The organism is Pseudomonas sp. FH1 (genome assembly GCF_000510895.2).
GTDB classification, from domain to species: Bacteria; Pseudomonadota; Gammaproteobacteria; order Pseudomonadales; family Pseudomonadaceae; genus Aquipseudomonas; species Aquipseudomonas azotoformans_A.
The window spans coordinates 58,995-78,931 of sequence record NZ_AOHM01000113.1; the positions used below are offsets into that span (position 1 = coordinate 58,995).

Consider the following 19,937-nt stretch of genomic DNA (forward strand, 5'->3'; position numbering starts at 1 on the left):
ACTCAGCCCTCCACCACCCAGGTGTCCTTGGTTCCGCCGCCTTGCGACGAGTTGACGATCAACGAGCCTTCCTTCAGCGCCACGCGGGTGAGGCCACCGGGCACCAAGCGGGTTTCCTTGCCCGAGAGTACAAACGGCCGCAGGTCGATATGCCGTGGGGCGATGCCGTTTTCGACAAAGGTCGGGCAGGTGGAGAGGCTCAACGTCGGCTGGGCAATGTAGGCGTGGGGCCTGGCCTTGATGCGTCGGCGGAAATCCTCAATCTCGGCGGCGCTGGAGGCCGGGCCGACCAGCATGCCGTAACCGCCGGAGCCCTGGGTTTCCTTGACCACCAATTCCGGCAGGTTGGCCAGCACGTGGGACAGTTCATCCGGCTTACGGCACTGGAAAGTCGGTACGTTCTGTAACACCGGTTCTTCGTCCAGGTAGAAACGGATCATTTCCGGCACATAGGGGTAGATCGATTTGTCGTCGGCCACGCCGGTGCCGATGGCATTGGCCAGCACCACATTGCCTGCGCAATAGGCGGCGACCAGACCGGGCACGCCGAGCATCGACTCAGGGTTGAAGGCCTTGGGGTCGAGAAAAGCGTCGTCGATACGCCGGTAGATCACATCCACTGGCTTGGGGCCGTCGGTGGTGCGCATGAACACCTTGAGGTCCTGCACGAATAGGTCCGCACCCTCAACCAACTCAACGCCCATTTCACGGGCCAGAAACGCATGCTCGAAGAACGCGCTGTTGAAGCGACCGGGCGTCAGCACCACCACGTTGGGGTTGTCCAGGCGGCTTGAGCTTTTCAGGGTCTTGAGCAGCAGGTTGGGGTAGTGGTCCACCGGTGCGATGCGCTGCTTGGCGAACACCTCGGGGAACAGGCGCATCATCATCTTGCGGTCTTCGAGCATATAGCTCACACCGCTGGGGGTGCGCAGGTTGTCTTCCAGCACGTAGTAGGTGCCGTCGCCATCGCGCACCAGGTCCACGCCGGAAATGTGCGAATAGATGTCGCGGTGCAGGTCCAGCCCGACCATGGCCTTCTGGTAACCCTCGTTGCCCAGCACCTGGTCTGCCGGAATGATCCCGGCCTTGATGATGCGCTGGTCGTGGTAGATGTCGGCGAGGAACATGTTCAGCGCGTTGACGCGCTGGATACAGCCGCGTTCGATCACGCTCCACTCACTGGCGGGGATGCTGCGCGGGATGATGTCGAAGGGGATCAGGCGCTCGGTGTCTTGCTCGTCGCCATACAAGGTGAAGGTGATTCCGGCGCGGTGGAACAGCAAATCGGCTTCACGGCGACGCTGGGCCAGCAGTTCCGGCGGCGTATTCGCCAGCCAGCGGGAAAAATCCTGGTAATGCGCACGGCACACGCCGTTTGCGTCATTCATTTCATCAAAGAAAGATCGAGCCATTCCAGTACCTTGTCAGTGCCGAGGGGAACAGGTGGCACTGCCGTTTCAAAAAACGCATTTTTTATGAGCCCGTGGCGGTGGGTGCCAATGGGCCTGGTCCTTACTTTCTTATGGGGGTCGGCTCTGGGTCGGGGGGTAACCAATGCTCCTGTATCCGGGCAGATGAATGGATAAAGCAATGCTTGTGCCGGAAACCCTATTCAAGCTGTCCAGCTGACAGGCTTTTGTAGTGAGCGGGCTTGCCTCGCGCTGGGCTGCGCAGCGGCCCCACCAAAAGCGGGAGCGCTACGCACTCCAGCGCGGGGCAAGCCCGCTCACTACAGTGCACCCCATGCTCCGACTTGGTGCACGAACAAACTTGAACTTCATCCGCCCGCGATTCTTCTAACAGCACACGAACCTGCATGGAGCACCGACGTGCCCAGAATCATTTCACCAGAGACACCGGAATCGAGCCTGCCCGATCACAGCGAACACAACGCCAAGATCTTCGGTTCGCCCAAGGACCGCCTGGACTTCTACCGGCGTGAAATCCAATACGAAACCACCATTCTCGCCAACCGTACGGACGCCTATCTCACCGCGCAGTCCTTCCTGGTGATCGCCTTCGTCTCCGGCATGGGCAACCTCAACCCCGAGTGGGGCAAGCTGTTCACCGTGGTGGTGCCGATTTTCCTCGCGGCGCTGGGCATCCTCAGTTCCCTCAACGCCTGGCCAGGGATACGCGCGGCGTATGACATCATCGACCACTGGCACTTCAAGCAAAGCGAGTTGTTGCGCAGCGAGCCGGTAATGGGCATGGCGTACGACGAGTCACCGCTGTTTTCCGAAATGGAGTCGTCCCACAAGGGCTATCGCAAGTCGCTGCTGTTCTCCATGCGCGCGCCGTGGCTGTTCATGGTGTTCTGGGTATTGCTCGCCGCTTATGCGTTTTACATTCAGGTCGACAACCCAGGGTCGTAAGCCGATGGAACTTCACCGCCCTGGGCATGACCTTAACTCTACCCAGGCGATATTTTCCGAGAGGTAACCATGAGCACAGACAAACAACCCGCCACCGGTGCGGATGCGCCCAAAGACCCGGTTCCGGCCAAAGACCCCAAGGCCAAGGAAAACGACTACAGTCCAGACTTCAAGCCCAAGCCTGAGCCCAAGCCTGAAACCGATGCCGATATCGACACCCAAGGCGGTTAGAGGAGACGGTCATGTCCAAAGAACTCGACGATGAACTCAACGACCCAGGTAACGAAGACCCGGGTTCACTGATGGACGATGCAGAAGTGCCGCTCAACGATCTGGATGACGCGGCGGATGTGGGCAATACCGAAAACCAGGACTGAGCGTCACTCGATCATCTGTGAGCCAATGGTTTTCATCCGGATCATATCCATCAACTGCCGCAACCCCGGCTGTGACTGGCGCCGGCTGGGGTAATACATGCACAGCGGCTCGCCCATGCAGGCCCAGTCAGGCATCACCTCCACCAGGCGCCCCTCTTTCAGCTCCTGCTCCACACGATTGGACAGGCAGTAGGCAATCCCCACCCCTTGCAGCGCGGCATTGACGATAGTCTCGGTATCGGCCGCGCTGAAGTGGCCGGGCACGTCGATGCGTTGTTGCCGTGTGCCGTTGCCCAATTCCCACTTGTAGGTGGTCTTGTCGCCCAGGTACATGCGGATGCAGGCATGCTCCAGCAAGTCCTTGGGGGCCTGGGGCGTGCCCCGTCGGGCGAGATAGGTGGGGGAGGCGACCATGATCCAGCGCAGCTCAGCCGTCAGCGGTACAGCGACCATGTCCTGGGGCACGGTGGCACCGTAGCGGATACCCGCGTCGTAACCTTCAGCGATGATGTCGATCATCTGGTCCTGCACGATCAGGTCCAGGCGCAGTTGCGGGTAAGCCGCGCAAAAGTCCCCAAGAATCGGCGCCAGCAGCAAGACCGCCGCGTCCCGTGGCACATTCAGGCGCAGGCGGCCGATCGGTGCCTCGCGGTACAACTCCAGGGTGTCGAGGCCGTCCTTGATGGTGGCAAACCCCTGGAGGAGTTTTTCCGCCAACAGGGAGCCCGCATCGGTGGGTTCCACGGCGCGGCTGGTGCGATAGAGCAGCTTGACGCCCAGGCGGGTTTCCAGGTTGCGCATGGTGTGGCTCAACGCCGAGGTGGTCACCCCCAGTTCATGGGCGGCGTGGCGGAAGCTGCGGCGGCGGATGATCGCCATGAACACGTTGAGATCAGCCAATTCGGAGCGGTTGAAAGCAGCCATTTCAAGTCTCTTGAGCGGGAATTCGGCTGTATGCGGCGTTGAGCCCGATTCAACCGTAGATGATTTAGAGTAATTGTTTTTCTAAGCATTATTGCGCGCCATGGGATTTTTTTATGCACGTTGAGACCATCAGAATTGCCGGCATCGACCAAACGGTCTCGCGGATTGCCCTCGGCACCTGGTCCATGGGCGGGCACCTGTGGGGTGGGGCGGATAATGAACAAGCCATCCGCACGCTGCGCCATGCCCTGGCCATCGGTATCAACTTGATCGACACCGCGCCCGTGTACGGTTTTGGCCTGTCCGAAGAGCTGATCGGCAAAGCCCTGCGCGGCGTGCGCCACAGCGCGGTGATCGCGACCAAGACCGGGCTGCAATGGGACACCGGCACACCCCGGCGCAACGCCACGGCCCAGCGCATCCGCAAGGAAGTCGAAGATTCCCTGGTGCGCCTGCAAACCGACTACATCGACCTGTACCAGATCCACTGGCCCGACCCGCTGGTGGCCCAGGAAGAAACCGCTGATGAACTGGAACGCCTGCGCCGTGAAGGCAAGATCCTCGCGGTCGGCGTGAGCAACTATTCTTCCGCGCAAATGGACGATTTCAGCCAGTACACCGCACTGGCCACGGTGCAGCCGCCCTATAACCTGTTCGAACGGGCCATCGACAGCGACATCCTGCCCTACGCCAAGCAGCATTCGCTGGTGGTGTTGGCCTACGGCCCGCTGTGCCGAGGTTTACTGAGCGGCAGCATGCACTCGGCCACCCGCTTTGTTGGCGATGACGTACGCAAGCTCGACCCCAAGTTCAAGGCGCCGCGTTTCGAACAATACCTGGCCGCCGTGGCCGCGCTGGATATGTATGCCCGCGAGTGCCACGGCAAATCGGTGCTGGCCCTGGCCCTGCGCTGGGTGCTTGATCAAGGCCCGACCATCGCCCTGTGGGGCGCCCGGCGACCTGAGCAGTTGAAAGGCTACGAAGAAGCCTTCGGCTGGCACCTGACGCCCGAAGACCTGACGCATATCGACCGTATTCTGGCCAGCACGATAAAAGATCCGATCGGCCCGGAATTTTTGGCCCCGCCCAAGCGTTAACCCTGCGACAGGGATGTCGCCAGCAACACACACAACATCCCTGTACGTCGAGGTTTTTGCATGAAGCGCGGTTCCGTAGTCACGATCGCTGGTGGTTTGCTCTGTGGGTTGGTGCTCGTGGGGGCCTGGAAGTGGCGGGGAAACCCGGATGCCTTGTGGCAGACCGTCAGCCAGCAATGTGTGCCCCACCAGCAACAGCAGCTCAAGCCCGACCCCTGCCTGGCGGTGGACCTGGCCCGCGGCTACGTCCTGTACAAAGACCGCAACGGCCCGCTGCACAACCTGCTGATGCCGGCAGACAAGGTCACCGGTATTGAAGACCCGGCCCTTGGCCGCGAGCTGCTGCCGCATTACTTCACCCAGGCCTGGCAACATCGGCGGGTGTTGTCCGAGGGCTTGAAAAAACCCATTGCCGATCAGTTCGTCTCGGTGGCGATCAACTCTCGCTACGGCCGCTCCCAGAACCAGTTGCACGTGCATATCGCCTGCCTGCGCCCGGACGTCTATAGCACGCTCAACCAGCAAGTGCTGGATGAGCAATGGCGCACGCTACCGGTGCAGTTGATGGGGCACACCTACAGCGCCCGGCTGCTGTCGGCGGCCGATGCCGAGCTGCGCGACCCACTGGCAGTGTTGCGTGATTATGTGGACGCCCAGGGCGACTCGATGAGCCAGTACAGCCTGCTGATGGCAGCGCGTGCCGATGGCAATTTCGTGCTGCTGAGCACCCATGTCACGTTGAGCGAGCTGAACCTCGGCTCGGCCGGCGAATTGCAGGACTATCGCTGTGACCTGATGAGCCAGCTGTAAACCGACAAAAATCACCACAACGACCTCTTTGGAGCATAAACGACACCGCCGCAAACTTACCCATTGAACGACTGTTCAGTTTGAACTATGTTGACCGCATCCACCCGTTTGTCACGTAACGGGTTCGCGCTGTTTCTTCTTGAACGAGAGGCTCTGGCATGCGGTTTTCCCCCTTCGTCGAACGAATTGCAGGGCAGGGCGTAGCCGCCTGGGACATCCACCACGCCGCATTCCAGGCGGCCAGCCAGGGCGATGACATCATCATCCTCAGCGTTGGCGATCCGGATTTCGCCACGCCCTCCTTCATTACCGACGCCGCCGTGAGCGCCTTGCGCGAAGGTGACACCCACTACACCGAAATTCCCGGTCGCCCGGCATTGCGCGAGGCCATTGCGGCACGCTACAGCCAGACCCTGGGCCGTCCGCTGAACGCCGACAACGTGATCACGGTGGCCGGTGCACAGAACGCGTTATTCGTGACCTCCCTGTGTCTGTTGCAAGCGGGTGATGAAGTGCTGGTGCTCGACCCGATGTACGTCACCTACGAGGCCACGCTCAAGGCCAGCGGTGCGACGCTGGTGCGTGTGCCCTGTTCGCCGGAATCCGGCTTTCGCCTCGATGCCCAGTTGCTCGGCGCAGCCATCACACCGCGTACGCGGGCGATTTTCTTCTCCAACCCGAACAACCCGACCGGCGTGGTGCTCAACCCGCACGAACTGCAAGCCATTGCCGACCTGGCCATCGCCCACGACCTGTGGGTGGTGGTGGATGAGGTCTATGAAAGCCTGGTGTTCGACGGTGAGTACCACAGCCTTGCAGCGCTGCCGGGCATGGCCGAGCGCTGCGTAGTGATTGGCAGCCTGTCCAAGTCCCATGCCATGACCGGCTGGCGCATTGGCTGGATCATCGCCACGCCGCAGATGGTCGCCCACGCCGAGACCCTGGTGCTCAGCATGCTCTACGGGCTGCCGGGCTTTGTGATGGAAGCCGCCACCGCCGCCGTACTGGCCCATGACGAGGTGACCCAGGGCATGCGCGAGATTTATCGGCGCCGACGCGACCTGGTGGTGAGGGGGCTGAGTGCGTGCCCAGGCATCCAGGTGCAGGCGCCGCAAGCCGGGATGTTTGTGCTGGTGGATGTACGCGGCACCGGCCTGGGCTCCCTCGACTTTGCCTGGCGCCTGTTTCGGGAAGCCGGGGTTTCGGTGCTCGACGCCGCCGCCTTTGGCGAGTCGGCCCAGGGTTTCGTGCGCTTGTCGTTCACCCTGGGTGAAGAGCGCCTGAGCGAAGCCTGCCAACGCATCGTGCAATTTGTCGCCAAGCTGGCCGGTGAGCCGCGTGTTGCGGCGGCGCCCAGGATCGAAGGGGTGCCGCCGGCCGCAGTCAAAAAGATGATCGAGGTCATCGACCTGCACAAACGCTTCGGCAATATCGAAGTACTCAAGGGCATTTCCCTCACGGCCCACGAAGGCGACGTGATCTCGCTGATCGGCGCCAGCGGCTCGGGTAAAAGCACCTTGCTGCGCTGCATCAACATGCTCGAAGTGCCGGACCAGGGCAGCATCCATGTGGATGGCGAAAGCATCAAGCTCAACTACGGTCGGCCCGGCGCGCCCCTGGTCGCAGATGCCAAACAGCTGGTACGCATTCGCTCGACCCTGGGCATGGTGTTCCAGAACTTCAACCTGTGGCCACACCGCACGGTCCTGGAAAACCTTATCGAAGCCCCCACCCAGGTCCTGCGCGAAAGCCGTGCCGAGGCCATCGAACGCGCCGAAGCCTTGCTCGACCGCGTCGGCCTGGCCGCCAAGCGCAACGAATACCCGGCGTTCCTCTCCGGCGGCCAACAGCAACGGGTGGCGATTGCCCGTGCGCTGGCCATGCGTCCCAAAGTCATGCTGTTCGACGAACCCACCTCGGCCCTCGACCCGGAGCTGGTGGGCGAAGTGCTGCGGGTGATCCGCTCCCTGGCCGAGGAAGGCCGCACCATGATCCTGGTCACCCATGAAATGGCGTTCGCCCGGGATGTGTCGTCGAAAGTGGCGTTTCTGCACCAAGGCATGATCGAAGAAACCGGCTCGCCGGATGCGGTGTTTATCGACCCACGCAGTGAACGTTGCCGACAGTTCGTCAACGCGCATCAAACTCGCTAACTCCATAAAAAGACGGGGCAAAATCATGAAATCCAAGCGTATGGCAACGTGGTTGAGCAGTGCTGTGTTGACGTTGGCTGCAGGCTTCACCCAGGCGGCGGAAAAGCCCATCGTGTTTGCGGTCGCCGCGGAACCCTATCCGCCCTTCACCGTTAAAGGCGGCAACGGCCAGTGGTCCGGCTTTGAAGTGGACTTGATCCACAAACTCTGCGAAGGCATGAAAGCCGAGTGCCAGATCAAGGAAGTGGCGTGGGACGGCATTATTCCCTCGTTGCTGGCGAAGAAGATCGACGTGATTTTCTCGTCGATGTCGGTGACCGATGAGCGTGAAAAACAGATCGCTTTCAGCCGCGCCTACTACGATTCCCTGTTGGGTGTTGCCGGCCCTAAAGGCAGCGAAGTCGAGATCTCCCCGGCGGGCCTCAAGGGCAAGTTGATCGGCGTGCAGATCTCCACGGTCAGCGCCAACTACCTGAAGAAGTATTACGAAAACATCGCGGACCTGAAGTACTACGACACCCAGGAATCGGCCAACGCCGACCTGATCGCCGGGCGTATCGACTACATGATGGCCGATGACACCGCCATCGCCATGATGGTCAAGACGCCTGAAGCCAGCGGCCTGGCGCATATTGCCAGCGTGCCCTATGACCCGATCATCGGCCGAGGTGTCGGCGCCGGCCTGCGCAAGGAAGACACGGCGCTCAAGGCGCGGCTGGATAAGGCCATCGGCGAATTGCTGGTGAGCAAGGACTACGACGACCTGTCGCAGCACTATTTCGGGCTGTCGGTCAGCCCGTGCAAGCGCGGTGACACCCCGGCGTTTGTCAGCAAGACCTGTGACAGCCCCTATCAACAAGTCGCCCAGAAGACCGAATAATGCTCGACCTCTTAAGCTTCGGCGAACAAGGGTGGGGCAATGCGTTGCTCAAAGGGTTATGGATGACCCTGCAAATCTCCGCCGGCTCGTTTGCGGTGGGTGTGTTGATCGGCCTGGTGGTGGCCTGCGCCAAGCTCAGTGCGCCACGCCCGATTGCGCTGCTGATGCGCGGCTACACCACGGTGTTTCGTGCGGTGCCGGAACTGCTGCTGATCCTGCTGCTGTATTACGCCGGCTCCATGGGCCTCAACGCGCTGATGCTGGGGATGGGCTTCGAGCAGATGAACATCAGCGGCCCGCTGGTGGCGATCCTGGTGTTGGGCCTGGTGCAGGGCGCCTACGCGTCGGAGATCTTCCGCGCGGCGATCCTGGCGATTCCCCACGGCCAGATCGAAGCGGCGCGGGCGTTTGGCTTGAGCGGGTTTGGCCTGTTCCGCCGGGTGACCTTGCCGATCATGGCGCCGTTCGCCCTGGCCGGCATGTCCAACCTGTGGATTAACCTGATCAAGGACAGTGCCTTGATCAGCGTGGTCGGCACCAACGAATTGCTGTACACCGCCAAGCAGGCCGCAGGCTCGACCCGCCAGTACCTGCTGTTCTACCTCACGGCCGCCGCCTTGTATTACCTGGTGACGCTGGCTTCCAACTACCTGTCCGGGCGCCTGGAGCGACGAATCCGTCGCTGGATGCCGGTTGTCGAGTGAACGGGCCATGCCTGAATGGATAAGTTATTACGCCGGCCTGATCGCCAAGGGCTTGCAGACCACCTTGTCGCTGCTGGTGATCTCGGCGGTGTTGGGTTTTGCCCTGGCGGTGCTGGTGGCGTTGGCGCGCTTGTCGCGGCGCAAATGGCTGGCCCGTGGCGCGCTGGCCTACACCAGTGTGTTGCGCGGCACGCCGCTGCTGATCCAGATCTACATTTTCTATTATGGGCTGGGCAGTCTGTTTGCCCAGTTCCCGATGATTCGCGGCAGCTTTCTGTGGCCGTACTTGCGTGACGGCTACTGGTACATCGTGTTTGCCCTGGTGTTGTCGGTGGGTGCCTACGTCGGCGAAGTGATCCGCGGTGGCCTGCTGGCGGTGCCCAAGGGCGAAATGGAAGCCGCCTCGGCATTCGGCATGACGCCGCGGCAGGCCTTATTGCGCGTGCGTTTGCCACGGGCGATGCGCCTGTTGTTGCCGACCTTGGCCGGGGAGACCGTGATGTTGCTCAAATCCACCGCCCTGGCCTCGACCATTGCCGTGGTCGACCTGTTGGGCGCGGCCAACGTGGTCCGCGCGCAGACCTTGCAGATCTATCAGCCGCTGCTGCTGGTGGCGGCGGTCTACCTGTGCCTGACCTTTCTCATCGAAGGCGTCTACGCCATCGCCGAACGGCGCGGTACGCCGCTGCGCAGGTCGGCCGGATGAAACAGGACCGCTCGTTGCAAGGGATTGCCCTGTGTTCGCTGGCGTATTTGTTCCTGGCGTTGCAGGACGCGGTGGTCAAGTGGCTGGTGGCCGATTACTCGGTGTTCACCATCCTGTTCTGGCGCAGCCTGGTGGTGGTGGTCGCATGTTTGATCGCCGGGCGCATGGGCCTGGTGCGCAGTGCCTGGACGTCGGTGAGCCGGCGCTTGCTGATCATTCGCGGCTTGTTGTCGTTGCTCGCATGGTTGCTGTACTACACGGCGGCCAAGGACCTGAGCCTGGCGGAAATGACCACGCTGTATTTCTCTGCGCCGATCATGGTCACGCTGCTGGCCGCACTGATTCTCAAGGAGCGCGCCAGCCGTGGTCAATGGATCGCGTTGATCATCGGCTTTGTCGGGGTGGTCATCGCCTGCCGTCCTACGCATATGCTCGACCCGTGGCCCATCGCCCTGACCTTGGGCGCGGCGCTGTGCTGGGCGTTTACCTATATCCAGTTGCGCCAGGTCGACCCGAGCAGCTCGGTGCTGGAGCAAATGCTGATCACCAACGTCGTGTTTGTGCTGTGCATGGGCGTGACCTTGCCCTGGACTCACACACCGGCGCCCACGCCGGCCTGGCTGGGCATGTTGGCGGCGGGCTTGGTCGGCGGTATCGGGCAATTCCTGCTGTTTGCCAGCTTCCGCCGCGCCACCGCGACATTACTCGCGCCGTTTGAATACACCGGGCTGATCTGGGCGTTCATCCTGTCGAGCCTGGTGTGGGGCACATTGATGGATGGCTCGCTGATCATCGGCGCGGTGTTGATCGCCATCAGCGGCACCCTGGCCATGCTCAGCGCACGGCATCCGGTGTCACAGGACGTGGTCGGCGCCGAATGCACCCTGACGCAACCCCTGTACCCAGCAGCGGCAGATGTGCAGCCCGTTGGCGGGACTGAAGGTGCCGGGGTTGAGGCACCCCTCGAGCCAGAGTCCGTCGAGCATCGCCGATAAGCCGATGGCGGCCAGGTGGCTGTCGTGGATCAGCAGGTTTTCACTGCGGGCCAGATCGTCCAGCAGTTGTTGGATCAATGCCAGGTAGGCGTGGTAGCTGTTTTCGTGGGACTGGTTCACGTGGGGCGAATGGCGGATCAGGCTCCAGAACACCACCCACACGCCCAGCAGGTCGGGGTCCATGACCCGGGGCGAGAACGAGGCGCTGAGGAATGCATCCAGGCGCGCGGCAGGGCCTTCGGCCTGTTCCACGTGCGCCCAGAGGGCACTGGTCAGTTCGTTGGCCAGCTTGTGGTAGGTCTCGGCAATCAGCGCATCGATGCTGCCGAAATGGTGGTTGAGCAACCCCACCGACACCCCGGCCTCGGAAGCGATACGGCGCACGGAAATCCCCGCATGCCCATCGCGCGCCAGGCAGGTGAGGGTGGCAGCAATCAGCAGGTCCCGGCGTTCGTCGGGATCGGCACGGCGCAGTTTGGGCAGCTCGGGGTTCATGGGCAGGCCTTGGATGGAACAGCACAGCGCTCAGGTTAGTTGAACATGTGTTCAATCTCTACCGATTAATTGATCAGAGGAGGGCAAGGCATGGCGAAAGACCTTTCGTGGCAGGTGACGGGCGATTCCGGCAATGTGCTGCACATCGGCGCCTGGCGCTTCGACGGCGACGGGCGCGGGCCGAAGGTGCACCTGCAGGCCGGTGTGCACGCCGACGAAATCGCCGGGATGCTGGTGCTGCATAAACTCCTGCCGCGCTTGCAGGCGTGCGCCGAGCAGGGCCGACTTAAAGGCACGGTCACCGTGGTGCCCCAAGCCAATCCCTTTGGTATCGGCCAGTTTCGCCAGGGCCGCTTGCTCGGGCGCTTTCACGAAGCCACCGGGCAGAACTTCAACCGTGCTTTCGATTGTTCGCTGGCCATGGCGCGCCCGGCGAGCAACCTGGCGCAATGGCAGAAACGCCTGGTGCAACTGGCGGCCGATGCCGACTTGATTCTGGACCTGCACACCGACGACGAGGCGTTGCCCTACCTCTACATCCACCGCAGCTTCTGGCCCGAACAAGGCCTGGCACTGGCGGCAGCGTTGCAGGTGGACCTGGTGATTGTCTGGGATGAAGGCGGTGATGGCTCCTTTGAAGAAACCCTCATCAACCACGCTTCGCCGCAAATGGCCGCCACTATTGAACTGCGCGGGCAGGCAGACGTCAGCGACGCCTTGGCGCAACAGGACGCGGATGGGCTGTGGGCCTGGCTGTGCATCAACGGTGTGATCGACGAGGTGGCCGACATTGCTGAATGGCAAGGCGAGGTGGTCGACATGGGCTGTATGGAAACCGTCCTTGCCCCTTGCGCCGGCGTACTGGTGTTCGAAAAGGGCCTGGGCGACGACCTGGAAGAAGGCCAGCGTTTCGCGCGCATTATCGGCCGGCCCGGTGACCCGGCTTCCGAAGTGACCCTGCACGCCGCCCAGGCCGGACGCATGGTCACCGGCCACCGTGAGCGCCTGGTGGCACAGGGCTCGGTAGTCGCCAAGTTCACCGGCACACGCTTATCCGACAGCTACAGCGGCGGCGTGCTGGACCCGTAGCGGCGTCTGCAACTGCAGCCACTCGCGCGGGCTGGTGCCGATCTTGCGCCGGAACGCACGGGCCAGCGCCGAGGGGCTTTCGTAACCGACTTCGTCGGCGATCAGGGCGATGGGGCGACCTTCACGCAGGCGTTTCTGCGCCAGGCTCACGCGCCAGCTCAGCACATAGTCGGCTGGCGTCTGGCCGACCACTTTATGGAAGTGCGCGGCGAAACTGGCACGGGACATGTTCGACTCAACCGCCATTTCCTGCACGGTCCACGGGCGTTCGGGGTTGTTGTGCAACAGGGTCATGGCCCGCGCCAGGCGCAGGTCAGCCAGGCCCGACATCATGCCGGTGGTCATGCTGTGATAGGCCATCATGTGGCGCAGGAACTGAATCACCATCAGCTCGAACAGCCGGTTCATCACCGCCTCGCGTCCGCAGTGTTCGGCGAAGGCTTCATCGAACAGCCAGTCCAGCGTGCCGGCGATCATCGGGATCTGCTTGAGCGGCATCACGATGGTGTCGGTCAGCGCCACGGACAACGGGTTATCGATCCCCCCATCAAAACGCAGCGAAGCCGCTACCACCTGGGCGCCATCGGCTTTGGCCGCCACCAGCCGATGGGGCAGGGGACGCGGCACCAGCACCAAACTGGGTTCGGGAATGCGCAGGGTGCCGTCGGGCATTTCCAGGCTGGCCTGGCCGTCCTTGAGCAGGTAGACCCGGCCGCGCTGCTGCAGATCGCGGGTATCGAGGGCTCCGTGCAGCGGCCCACTGTGAAAGGTATCGGCACCGATGCCGAAGTGCACCAGCAGTGTGGACAAACGATCCATGACTCACCTGATTTCAATTAACGATCTGTTTAGACGATCTGCGCCATATCGTCGACTATTAGCCTCCATTTGTAAAACACGCTTCGGCATCATGGCCTCACGTTCAACGCCTTGAGCGCCCCCCCCCAACGGAGCAAACGTTCATGAAAACCTTCAAGTTCTCCCGCGTCGCCGCCGCCCTGATCACCGGCGCACTCGCCCTCGGTGTCGCCACTGCCAGTGTTGCCGCCCCACAGAAAGCCACCGTCGTGCTGGTGCACGGCGCGTTCGCCGACGCCTCCAGCTGGAACGGCGTGATCGCCGGGCTCAAGGCTGAAGGCTACCCGGTGGTCGCCGTGGCCAACCCGCTGCGCAGCGTGAAGACCGACTCGGACTACGTGGCCGATATCGTCGAACACACCCAAGGCCCGGTGATTCTGGTCGGCCATTCCTACGGTGGCTCGGTGATCTCCAACGCCGTGCATGGCAGCAGCAAGGTCAAGGCGCTGGTCTACGTCTCCGCCTTCGCCCCGGAAAAAGGCGAGACCGCGTTTGAGCTGTCCGGCCGTTACCCTGGCGGCACCCTCGGCCCGACCCTGGACAAACCCGTGATTTCCAAGGACGGCGTGACCGACCTGTACATCCAGCAAGACAAGTTCAACAGCCAGTTCGCCGCCGACGTGGCGCCCAAGGAAGCCCAGTTGATGGCAGCCGGGCAACGCCCGATCACCGAAGCTGCGCTGAAGGAACCCTCGGGTGACCCGGCCTGGAAAACCATGCCGTCCTACTTCATATACGGTTCAGCGGACAAAAATATTCCCGAGGCCGCGCTTAAATTCATGGCTGACCGTGCGGGCTCCAAGGAAACCGTGGACGTCAAGGGGGCTTCGCACGTGGTACACGTGGTAATGGTGTCGAACCCGGCGCGGGTGGTGGCGATCATCAATGATGCGGCCAAGGCCAACGCGCAGTAACCAAAAGAGTGGGGGCCCAGGCCCCCATTTTGTTATTGATCGAACAGTGAACCGCGCTGCTTCAACCGCCGCATCGCACTGTCCAGATGCGCCCTCGCGCTCGCCGGGTCGCCTTCACGCATCTGCTCATACGCCACCTGCGCCACTGCCGGGTCAATCGGCTTGAGCGGCTGCCCGCTGGCCATGGCTTTCAACTGCACCTCGGCCGCCCGCTCCAGGTAGTACAGATCATCCCAGGCTTCGGCGATGTTCGGCGCAGCCACCATCACTCCATGATTCTTCAGGAACAGAATGTCGGCATCGCCCAACGCTGCAGCGATACGCTGACCTTCACCGTTATCCAACGCCAGGCCGTTGTAATCCTCATCCACCGCCGTGCGCCCATAGAACTTCAACGCCGTCTGCCCCAGCCACAACAAGGGCGGGCCTTGCAGCAGGCACAGTGCCGTCGCATTCGGCATATGGGTATGAAACGCCGCCTTGATGCGCGGCTGCTGTTGATGCAGCTGGGCGTGGATGTAGAACGCCGTGGCTTCCGGCGTGCCGTCGCCGTCGATCACGTTGCCGAGAAAGTCACACACCAGCAGACGGGACGCAGTGATTTCCTCGAAGGCGTAGCCGAACGGATTGACGAAAAACACATCGTCATGCCCCGGCACCATCGCCGAGAAGTGATTGCAGATGCCTTCTTCCAAGCCATGCAGCGCCGCCAATTGCAGGCAAGCCGCGAGTTCTACGCGGGCGTCGATGGCGGCCAGGCTATCGAGATTCCAGCGCCCGGCGCGCGGGCCAAGGGAGGAGGGCGTGAAGGTATGGGCCATGGTTCACCACCCCAAGGACTTGAACAGTTCGGGAACGCCGTCGAGGGTTGGCAGGATCGCGTCGGGCGTGTAGTCGGCCAGCAATTGGCGACCGGTGCCACGGTCGATCCATACGCAACGAAAACCGATATCTCGCGCGGCGGCGTGATCCAGGTGCGGGCTGGCACAGATGTGCACCACTTCATCCAGGCTCACGCCCAGTTGTTCATGGGCATAGTCGAACAGGCGGCGGTTGGGCTTGTAGGCACCGGCTTGCTGGGCGGTGATCACCCGGTCGATGTAGCCACCCAGTTGCGCCACATTGCCGGCGATCACGTCATCATCGGTGTTGGAAACGATGCACAGTTTGTAGCCCAGGGCCTTCAACTGTTTGAGCGTATCCACCACTTCGGGAAACGGTGGCATTGCGCTGATGCTATCCGTTAGCGTCGCACCATCGTGGTCATTGGCAGGCAAGCCCAGCTCCTTGAGCGCGAGTTGCAGGCTCAGCCCGGCCAGGGTGCGAAAGCTGCGGTGCGGTGGGGTTTGCTCCAGGGCGTGTTCGTGGTGGTCGTAGACGCTGAGCAGCGTTTCGCGGTCGATCTGGTGTTCGCCTTTCTGATCCAGGATCCGGTCGATGGCGACACGCAGGCCTTCATCCCATTGGATCAGGGTGCCGTAGCAATCAAAGGTCAGCCACAACGGGCGAGGGGAGTGTTCGAGTGGCATGGAGCACCTGTAAAAAGAGTGGGTGGTCGATGCAGCATAGGAAACCTCGCCCTTAGTAGGAAATTAAATTAACCTCTACATCACAGTTGAATTGTCGATAAGAAGGTTGCCGCCATGTTTGATCTGGAACTCTTGCACACGCTGGTCTGCGTGGTCGACGAAGGCAGCTTCACCCGTGCCGCCGAGCGCGTTCACCGCACCCAGTCCACGGTCAGCCAGCAGATTCGCAAGCTGGAAGAAAGCGTCGGCCAGGTGTTGCTGGTGCGCGACCGTTCGGGCCAGCAAGTCAGTGCCACCGAACACGGCGAACTGCTGACCCATTACGCGCGCCGCCTGTTGAACCTGTCCCGCGAAGCCCGCGATGCCTTGGACACTGAGGCCAGCGTAGTGCCGGTGCGCCTGGGCGTGCCCGAGGATTTCGACGCGACGCGCATGGCGTCGATGCTTTCGGGTTTCGTACGTGCCCGCCCCGAGGCGCGGCTGGAGACGGTCAGCGGCATGAGCACCGACCTGCGCCGACAATTGGAAAGCGGCGAAATCGACATCGCCCTGGTCAAGCGCGAAGCCGGCAGCGGCGAGTGCCACGCCAGCTGGCCGGAGCCCTTGGTGTGGGTATGTGGCCAGGGCCAGGATATGCAACTCGACACCTTGCCCCTGGCGCTGTTTCCCCAAGGCTGCATCTACCGCCAGCGCGCCATTCGCACCTTGGACAAGGCCCGGCGCAGTTGGCGAGTGGCGTTTGGCAGCCACAGCCTTACCGGGATCCAGGCGGCGGTCACGTCAGGGTTGGGCATCAGCATCCTGCCGAAAAGTGCCGTACTGCCCAGCCACCGCATCTGCAGCGAGCTTCCTCCTGTGCCGCCGTCGGAACTGGCGTTGGTCAGCGGCGCCGAGCGCCTGAGCGCGACTCACCGTGGATTGATCGAGTGCCTGCGCGAGGAGATTTCACGGAGTCTCTGAACGCTCCAGCAGCAGCCGCTCCAGGGTGGCCACCGGCAATGGCCGGCTGAACAGGTAGCCTTGGATCTGATCGCAGCCGGCGTCCTTCAGGAACGCTAATTGCGCCTGGGTTTCCACGCCTTCGGCGACGACCCGCAGGTTTAGACTGTGGGCCAGCTCAATGATGGTGCGGGTGATCGCGGCGTCCTGGGGGTTGCTGGTGACTTCGCGGATAAATGCGATGTCGATCTTCAGCGTGTCGATGGGAAAACGCCGCAGGTACGCCAGGCTTGAATAGCCGGTGCCAAAATCGTCGATGGAGATTTTCACGCCCATGGCATGCAAGGGTTGCAGGCTGGCGATGGTGTGCTGGGTGTTTTCCATCAGCGAGCCTTCGGTCAGCTCCACTTCCAGCCAGTGCGGCTCGACGCCGGTTTGCGCGAGGATACGTGCGATATCGGCAATCAGGTCGCCTTCTATGAGTTGATGGCCGGAAACGTTGACCGACACCTCCACGGCGCCAATGGCACTGCGTTGCCAGGCGGCAATCTGCTGGCAAACGGCCTCGATCACCCATCGTCCCACCGCTACGATCAGGCCAAGGCTCTCCAATACCGGTACGAACACCGCGGGGGACACCGCGCCATGCCCCGGCCGGTCCCAGCGCAGCAGGGCCTCAAGCGCGCAAAGCTGGTCCGTCGCAAGCTCGACTTTAGGCTGGTAGTGCACGATGAATTCATTGCGTTCCACGGCCTGGCGCAGGGCGGTTTCCAGATCCCGACGGTCGACGTCGGGTTGCAGGGCTTGGCGTAGGTTATCCGCCCGCTCGCCGTGCGCGGTGAGCCGCAGCAGGTTGCGCACGCGCAGGGACAGTTCGATACGCTCGATCGGTTTGCTGAGGAACTCTTCGGCACCGCTTTCCAAACCACTGACGCGCGCACCAGGATCACTGAGGGCCGACAGCATGATGATGGGAATACCCGCCGTGACGTCGTCACTTTTCAATTGGCTGGCCACTTCATACCCATCCATCCCCGGCATCATGATGTCCAGCAGGATCAGGTCGGGCGGCTGTTGCGCCACCACCTGCAGCGCCTCTTCGCCGCTGCTCGCGCTGACGGTCTGGTAGCCTTCGTGGTGCAACAGCGTTTCCAGGAGCTTGCGCACCTGAGGTTCATCATCAACGATCAGCAGCGTGGCCATGGGTGCATTCTCATCTGAGAGGGTCGTTGTGGGTTTGCAGCAGCGTATCGATCACCTGATACAGCTCCTTGTAACGCAGGGGTTTGATCACATAGGCGTCGCAGCCGGCCAGCCGGGTCTTTTCACGGTCTTCCTTCATCGCCATGGCGGTCAGGGCGATCACCGGAATGTGCGCCGTCAGCGGGTCCTGCTTGAGCAGAGCCGTGGCGGCCAGGCCGTCCATGCCAGGCAGTTGGATATCCATCAGTATCAAGGCCGGTTGCTGTTCGCGGGCCTGGGTCAGGCCGGTCTCGGCATCGGGCGCCCACACGGTTGTATGGCCGGCGTTCACCAGCAACAGGCGCGCCAGGCGCATATTGGCTTCATTGTCTTCAACGATCAGGACGTGGGCCATGGAGCCTCCGCCGCGCGGTGCAGTGGCAACCACGCCACAAACCGCGCGCCACAGCCTTCGCGACTGGCCACCGCAACACTGCCACCGTGCAAGTCGGCCAGTTGCTTGACCATCGCCAACCCCAGGCCCGTGCCTTCGAATTTGCGCGCCAGGCTGCTGTCGATCTGGCTGAAGGCCTTGAACAGCTTGCCCATATCGTCCTCGGCAATGCCGATACCGGTGTCGCTGACGCTCAACTCTAGGAATTGCTGCTGAGGGCTCGCGGGCAAGGCAAAGCGATACACCGGCCAATCGCCGGGAATTCGCCCGACCTGTTCGCGGGTGACCTGGCGCACCGTCAGCGTTACCGAACTGCCGTGTTCGCTGAACTTCACCGCGTTGGCCAGCAGGTTGTAGACGATCTGCTTGGTCTTGCGCAGGTCCAGTTCCAGGTGGCCGAGGTCGTCGGGGCATTCCAGCTTCAATTGGATGCGTTGCAGCGCGGCCTTTTCTCGCACGATCAACAGGCTGTTGGCCAGAAGGCCCGCCAGCTCAACGCTTTCCAGTTCCAACTCCATCATTCCGGCCTCGACCTTGGACAGGTCGAGAATGTCGTTGATCAACGACAGCAAGTGCTGGCCGCTGGTGAAGATGTCCCCGATGTACTCGCGCTGGGTCTCACTCATGTCGCCGACCAGGCCGTCTTTGAGCGCCTCGGAAAAGCCAATCACCGCATTCAACGGCGTGCGCAGTTCGTGGGACATGGTGGCGAGGAACTCGGACTTCATGTGGCTGGCGTGCTCCAGCTCCAGGTTCTTTTCTTCCAGGGCGCGCTCGAAGCCTTTGCGCTCGGCTTCTTCCTGCTTGCGCGCGGTGTTGTCGGTGCCGATCAGCAGGTAGCCGATGATGGTGTCATGCCGGTTGCGCAGGGCGGTCACCGAGACCATTGCCGACAGGCGACTGCCGTCCTGGCGGATGTAGGTCAGCTCGTAGATGTCTTCGATGCCGCGGGAAGCCTTGAACACCAGGGCTTCGAAACCCGGCGTAATCGGTGTGTCCAACTCAAGGCTCAAGGCAGCGGCACGGGTGATCAGCTCGACGGGGTCGGAAATATCGGCGGGGGTGATGCGGTTGACTACGTCGGCGGCGGCATAACCGAGCATGCGTTCGGCACCGACGTTGAAGATCTGGATCACGCCTTTTTCATCGGTGGCGATGCTGGAGAAGTAGGCGCTGTTGAAGATGGCGTCTTGCAGCGCGCCGGTCTTGAGCAGGGTTTTCTGCCGTTTGAACTCGACGATTTTTTCGGCACGCGATTGCGGCTGTTCGGGTAACGGTGTGTCCATCGCTTGGGCGTTCCGTGACGTTCAGGCCCGCCACCGTCAACCGACAATGGCGCAGAGCATGCTCACAGAAGATCGCTTGGGGGCGATGAGGAGGAGATGAGGTCCTTGGACAATAGCAGACAAACGGTAAAACCGATGCTTTGCGTGCCTATTCAATAAATTGGCTTGAT

General features: G+C 62.0%; 21 protein-coding genes and 1 pseudogene. 13 read left to right on the forward strand and 9 right to left on the reverse strand.

From position 1 onward, the window contains the following. Window positions 1-2 precede the first annotated feature (2 nt). Window positions 3-1,412, reverse strand: coding sequence for a circularly permuted type 2 ATP-grasp protein (locus H096_RS25765; protein WP_033902168.1), 1,410 nt, complete (start codon window positions 1,410-1,412; stop codon window positions 3-5). A 417-nt stretch (window positions 1,413-1,829) separates the two neighbouring features. Between H096_RS25765 and H096_RS25770 the strand changes: the two genes are divergently transcribed. From H096_RS25770 to H096_RS34765, 3 genes are all read left to right on the forward strand, one after another. Beyond that, on the forward strand, window positions 1,830-2,375 hold the full coding sequence (locus tag H096_RS25770) for a hypothetical protein (RefSeq protein ID WP_033902169.1): 546 nt from the start codon (window positions 1,830-1,832) through the stop codon (window positions 2,373-2,375). A gap of 69 nt (window positions 2,376-2,444) precedes the next feature. Continuing rightward, window positions 2,445-2,606, forward strand: coding sequence for a hypothetical protein (locus tag H096_RS34285; RefSeq protein WP_010210501.1), 162 nt, complete (start codon window positions 2,445-2,447; stop codon window positions 2,604-2,606). An 11-nt stretch (window positions 2,607-2,617) separates the two neighbouring features. Next, window positions 2,618-2,752 carry a hypothetical protein gene (locus H096_RS34765; protein ID WP_256348987.1) on the forward strand — a complete coding sequence of 45 codons (135 nt, stop codon included), beginning with the start codon at window positions 2,618-2,620 and terminating at the stop codon, window positions 2,750-2,752. A gap of 3 nt (window positions 2,753-2,755) precedes the next feature. On the opposite strand, the gene H096_RS25775 is transcribed toward H096_RS34765, so the two are convergent. Beyond that, on the reverse strand, window positions 2,756-3,676 hold the full coding sequence (locus tag H096_RS25775) for a LysR family transcriptional regulator (RefSeq protein ID WP_033902170.1): 921 nt from the start codon (window positions 3,674-3,676) through the stop codon (window positions 2,756-2,758). 113 nt (window positions 3,677-3,789) lie between these two features. On the opposite strand from H096_RS25775, the gene H096_RS25780 reads away from it, so the two are divergent. The 7 genes from H096_RS25780 (at window position 3,790) to H096_RS25810 (ending at window position 11,021) form a co-directional block, all read left to right on the forward strand. After that, window positions 3,790-4,773, forward strand: a complete 984-nt coding sequence (locus H096_RS25780; protein ID WP_033902171.1) for an aldo/keto reductase — start codon at window positions 3,790-3,792, stop codon at window positions 4,771-4,773. 60 nt (window positions 4,774-4,833) lie between these two features. Continuing rightward, entirely contained in the window at window positions 4,834-5,583 is a 750-nt protein-coding gene (locus H096_RS25785; protein ID WP_033902172.1) for a CDP-diacylglycerol diphosphatase, read from the forward strand. Window positions 5,584-5,741: 158 nt separating this feature from the next. Beyond that, window positions 5,742-7,736 (forward strand): aminotransferase class I/II-fold pyridoxal phosphate-dependent enzyme, encoded by a 1,995-nt coding sequence (locus H096_RS34770; RefSeq protein WP_033902173.1) that lies wholly within the window; start codon window positions 5,742-5,744, stop codon window positions 7,734-7,736. A gap of 25 nt (window positions 7,737-7,761) precedes the next feature. Continuing rightward, complete coding sequence (locus tag H096_RS25795; protein ID WP_033902175.1) at window positions 7,762-8,616, forward strand: transporter substrate-binding domain-containing protein; 855 nt, start codon at window positions 7,762-7,764, stop codon at window positions 8,614-8,616. After that, window positions 8,616-9,320, forward strand: a complete 705-nt coding sequence (locus tag H096_RS25800) for an ABC transporter permease subunit (protein ID WP_033902177.1) — start codon at window positions 8,616-8,618, stop codon at window positions 9,318-9,320. Before H096_RS25795 ends, H096_RS25800 begins: the two co-directional genes overlap by 1 nt. Before the next feature lie 7 nt (window positions 9,321-9,327). After that, window positions 9,328-10,026 carry an ABC transporter permease subunit gene (locus tag H096_RS25805; protein WP_028616125.1) on the forward strand — a complete coding sequence of 233 codons (699 nt, stop codon included), beginning with the start codon at window positions 9,328-9,330 and terminating at the stop codon, window positions 10,024-10,026. Beyond that, the gene (locus tag H096_RS25810) at window positions 10,023-11,021 is read left to right on the forward strand and encodes a DMT family transporter (protein ID WP_033902178.1); all 999 of its coding nucleotides are present in this window, start codon (window positions 10,023-10,025) and stop codon (window positions 11,019-11,021) included. The genes H096_RS25805 and H096_RS25810 overlap by 4 nt, the downstream gene beginning before the upstream one ends. On the opposite strand, the pseudogene H096_RS34630 reads toward H096_RS25810, so the two are convergent. After that, window positions 10,977-11,516, reverse strand: a pseudogene (locus H096_RS34630) (TetR family transcriptional regulator C-terminal domain-containing protein); the annotation flags it as partial. The gene H096_RS25810 and the pseudogene H096_RS34630 overlap by 45 nt on opposite strands. Before the next feature lie 90 nt (window positions 11,517-11,606). On the opposite strand from H096_RS34630, the gene H096_RS25820 reads away from it, so the two are divergent. Beyond that, window positions 11,607-12,605, forward strand: coding sequence for a succinylglutamate desuccinylase/aspartoacylase family protein (locus tag H096_RS25820; RefSeq protein ID WP_033902179.1), 999 nt, complete (start codon window positions 11,607-11,609; stop codon window positions 12,603-12,605). Here the strand turns inward: H096_RS25820 and H096_RS25825 are convergent. Further along, complete coding sequence (locus tag H096_RS25825) at window positions 12,567-13,424, reverse strand: AraC family transcriptional regulator (RefSeq protein ID WP_033902180.1); 858 nt, start codon at window positions 13,422-13,424, stop codon at window positions 12,567-12,569. The two genes, H096_RS25820 and H096_RS25825, sit on opposite strands and share 39 nt — an antisense overlap. A 143-nt stretch (window positions 13,425-13,567) precedes the next feature. On the opposite strand from H096_RS25825, the gene H096_RS25830 reads away from it, so the two are divergent. Continuing rightward, a complete protein-coding gene (locus H096_RS25830) occupies window positions 13,568-14,377 on the forward strand; it encodes an alpha/beta fold hydrolase (protein WP_033902182.1) in 810 nt (269 codons plus the stop codon). 32 nt (window positions 14,378-14,409) lie between these two features. Here H096_RS25830 and H096_RS25835 read toward each other — a convergent pair whose 3' ends face one another. Then, window positions 14,410-15,198 carry an aldolase gene (locus tag H096_RS25835; RefSeq protein ID WP_033902184.1) on the reverse strand — a complete coding sequence of 263 codons (789 nt, stop codon included), beginning with the start codon at window positions 15,196-15,198 and terminating at the stop codon, window positions 14,410-14,412. A gap of 3 nt (window positions 15,199-15,201) precedes the next feature. After that, window positions 15,202-15,906: a haloacid dehalogenase type II gene (locus H096_RS25840; RefSeq protein ID WP_033902185.1), complete on the reverse strand. Its 705-nt coding sequence runs from the start codon at window positions 15,904-15,906 to the stop codon at window positions 15,202-15,204. 114 nt (window positions 15,907-16,020) lie between these two features. Between H096_RS25840 and H096_RS25845 the strand changes: the two genes are divergently transcribed. Beyond that, complete coding sequence (locus tag H096_RS25845; RefSeq protein ID WP_033902186.1) at window positions 16,021-16,866, forward strand: LysR family transcriptional regulator; 846 nt, start codon at window positions 16,021-16,023, stop codon at window positions 16,864-16,866. Here the strand turns inward: H096_RS25845 and H096_RS25850 are convergent. From H096_RS25850 to H096_RS25860, 3 genes are read right to left on the reverse strand one after another with little or no spacing between them, the layout of a single operon-like run. Further along, complete coding sequence (locus H096_RS25850; protein WP_033902187.1) at window positions 16,852-18,048, reverse strand: EAL domain-containing response regulator; 1,197 nt, start codon at window positions 18,046-18,048, stop codon at window positions 16,852-16,854. The genes H096_RS25845 and H096_RS25850 overlap by 15 nt on opposite strands. A gap of 10 nt (window positions 18,049-18,058) precedes the next feature. Then, window positions 18,059-18,442 carry a response regulator gene (locus H096_RS25855; protein WP_016975699.1) on the reverse strand — a complete coding sequence of 128 codons (384 nt, stop codon included), beginning with the start codon at window positions 18,440-18,442 and terminating at the stop codon, window positions 18,059-18,061. After that, window positions 18,427-19,767, reverse strand: a complete 1,341-nt coding sequence (locus tag H096_RS25860) for an ATP-binding protein (RefSeq protein WP_033902189.1) — start codon at window positions 19,765-19,767, stop codon at window positions 18,427-18,429. Before H096_RS25860 ends, H096_RS25855 begins: the two co-directional genes overlap by 16 nt. Between the last annotated feature and the right edge of the window lie 170 nt (window positions 19,768-19,937).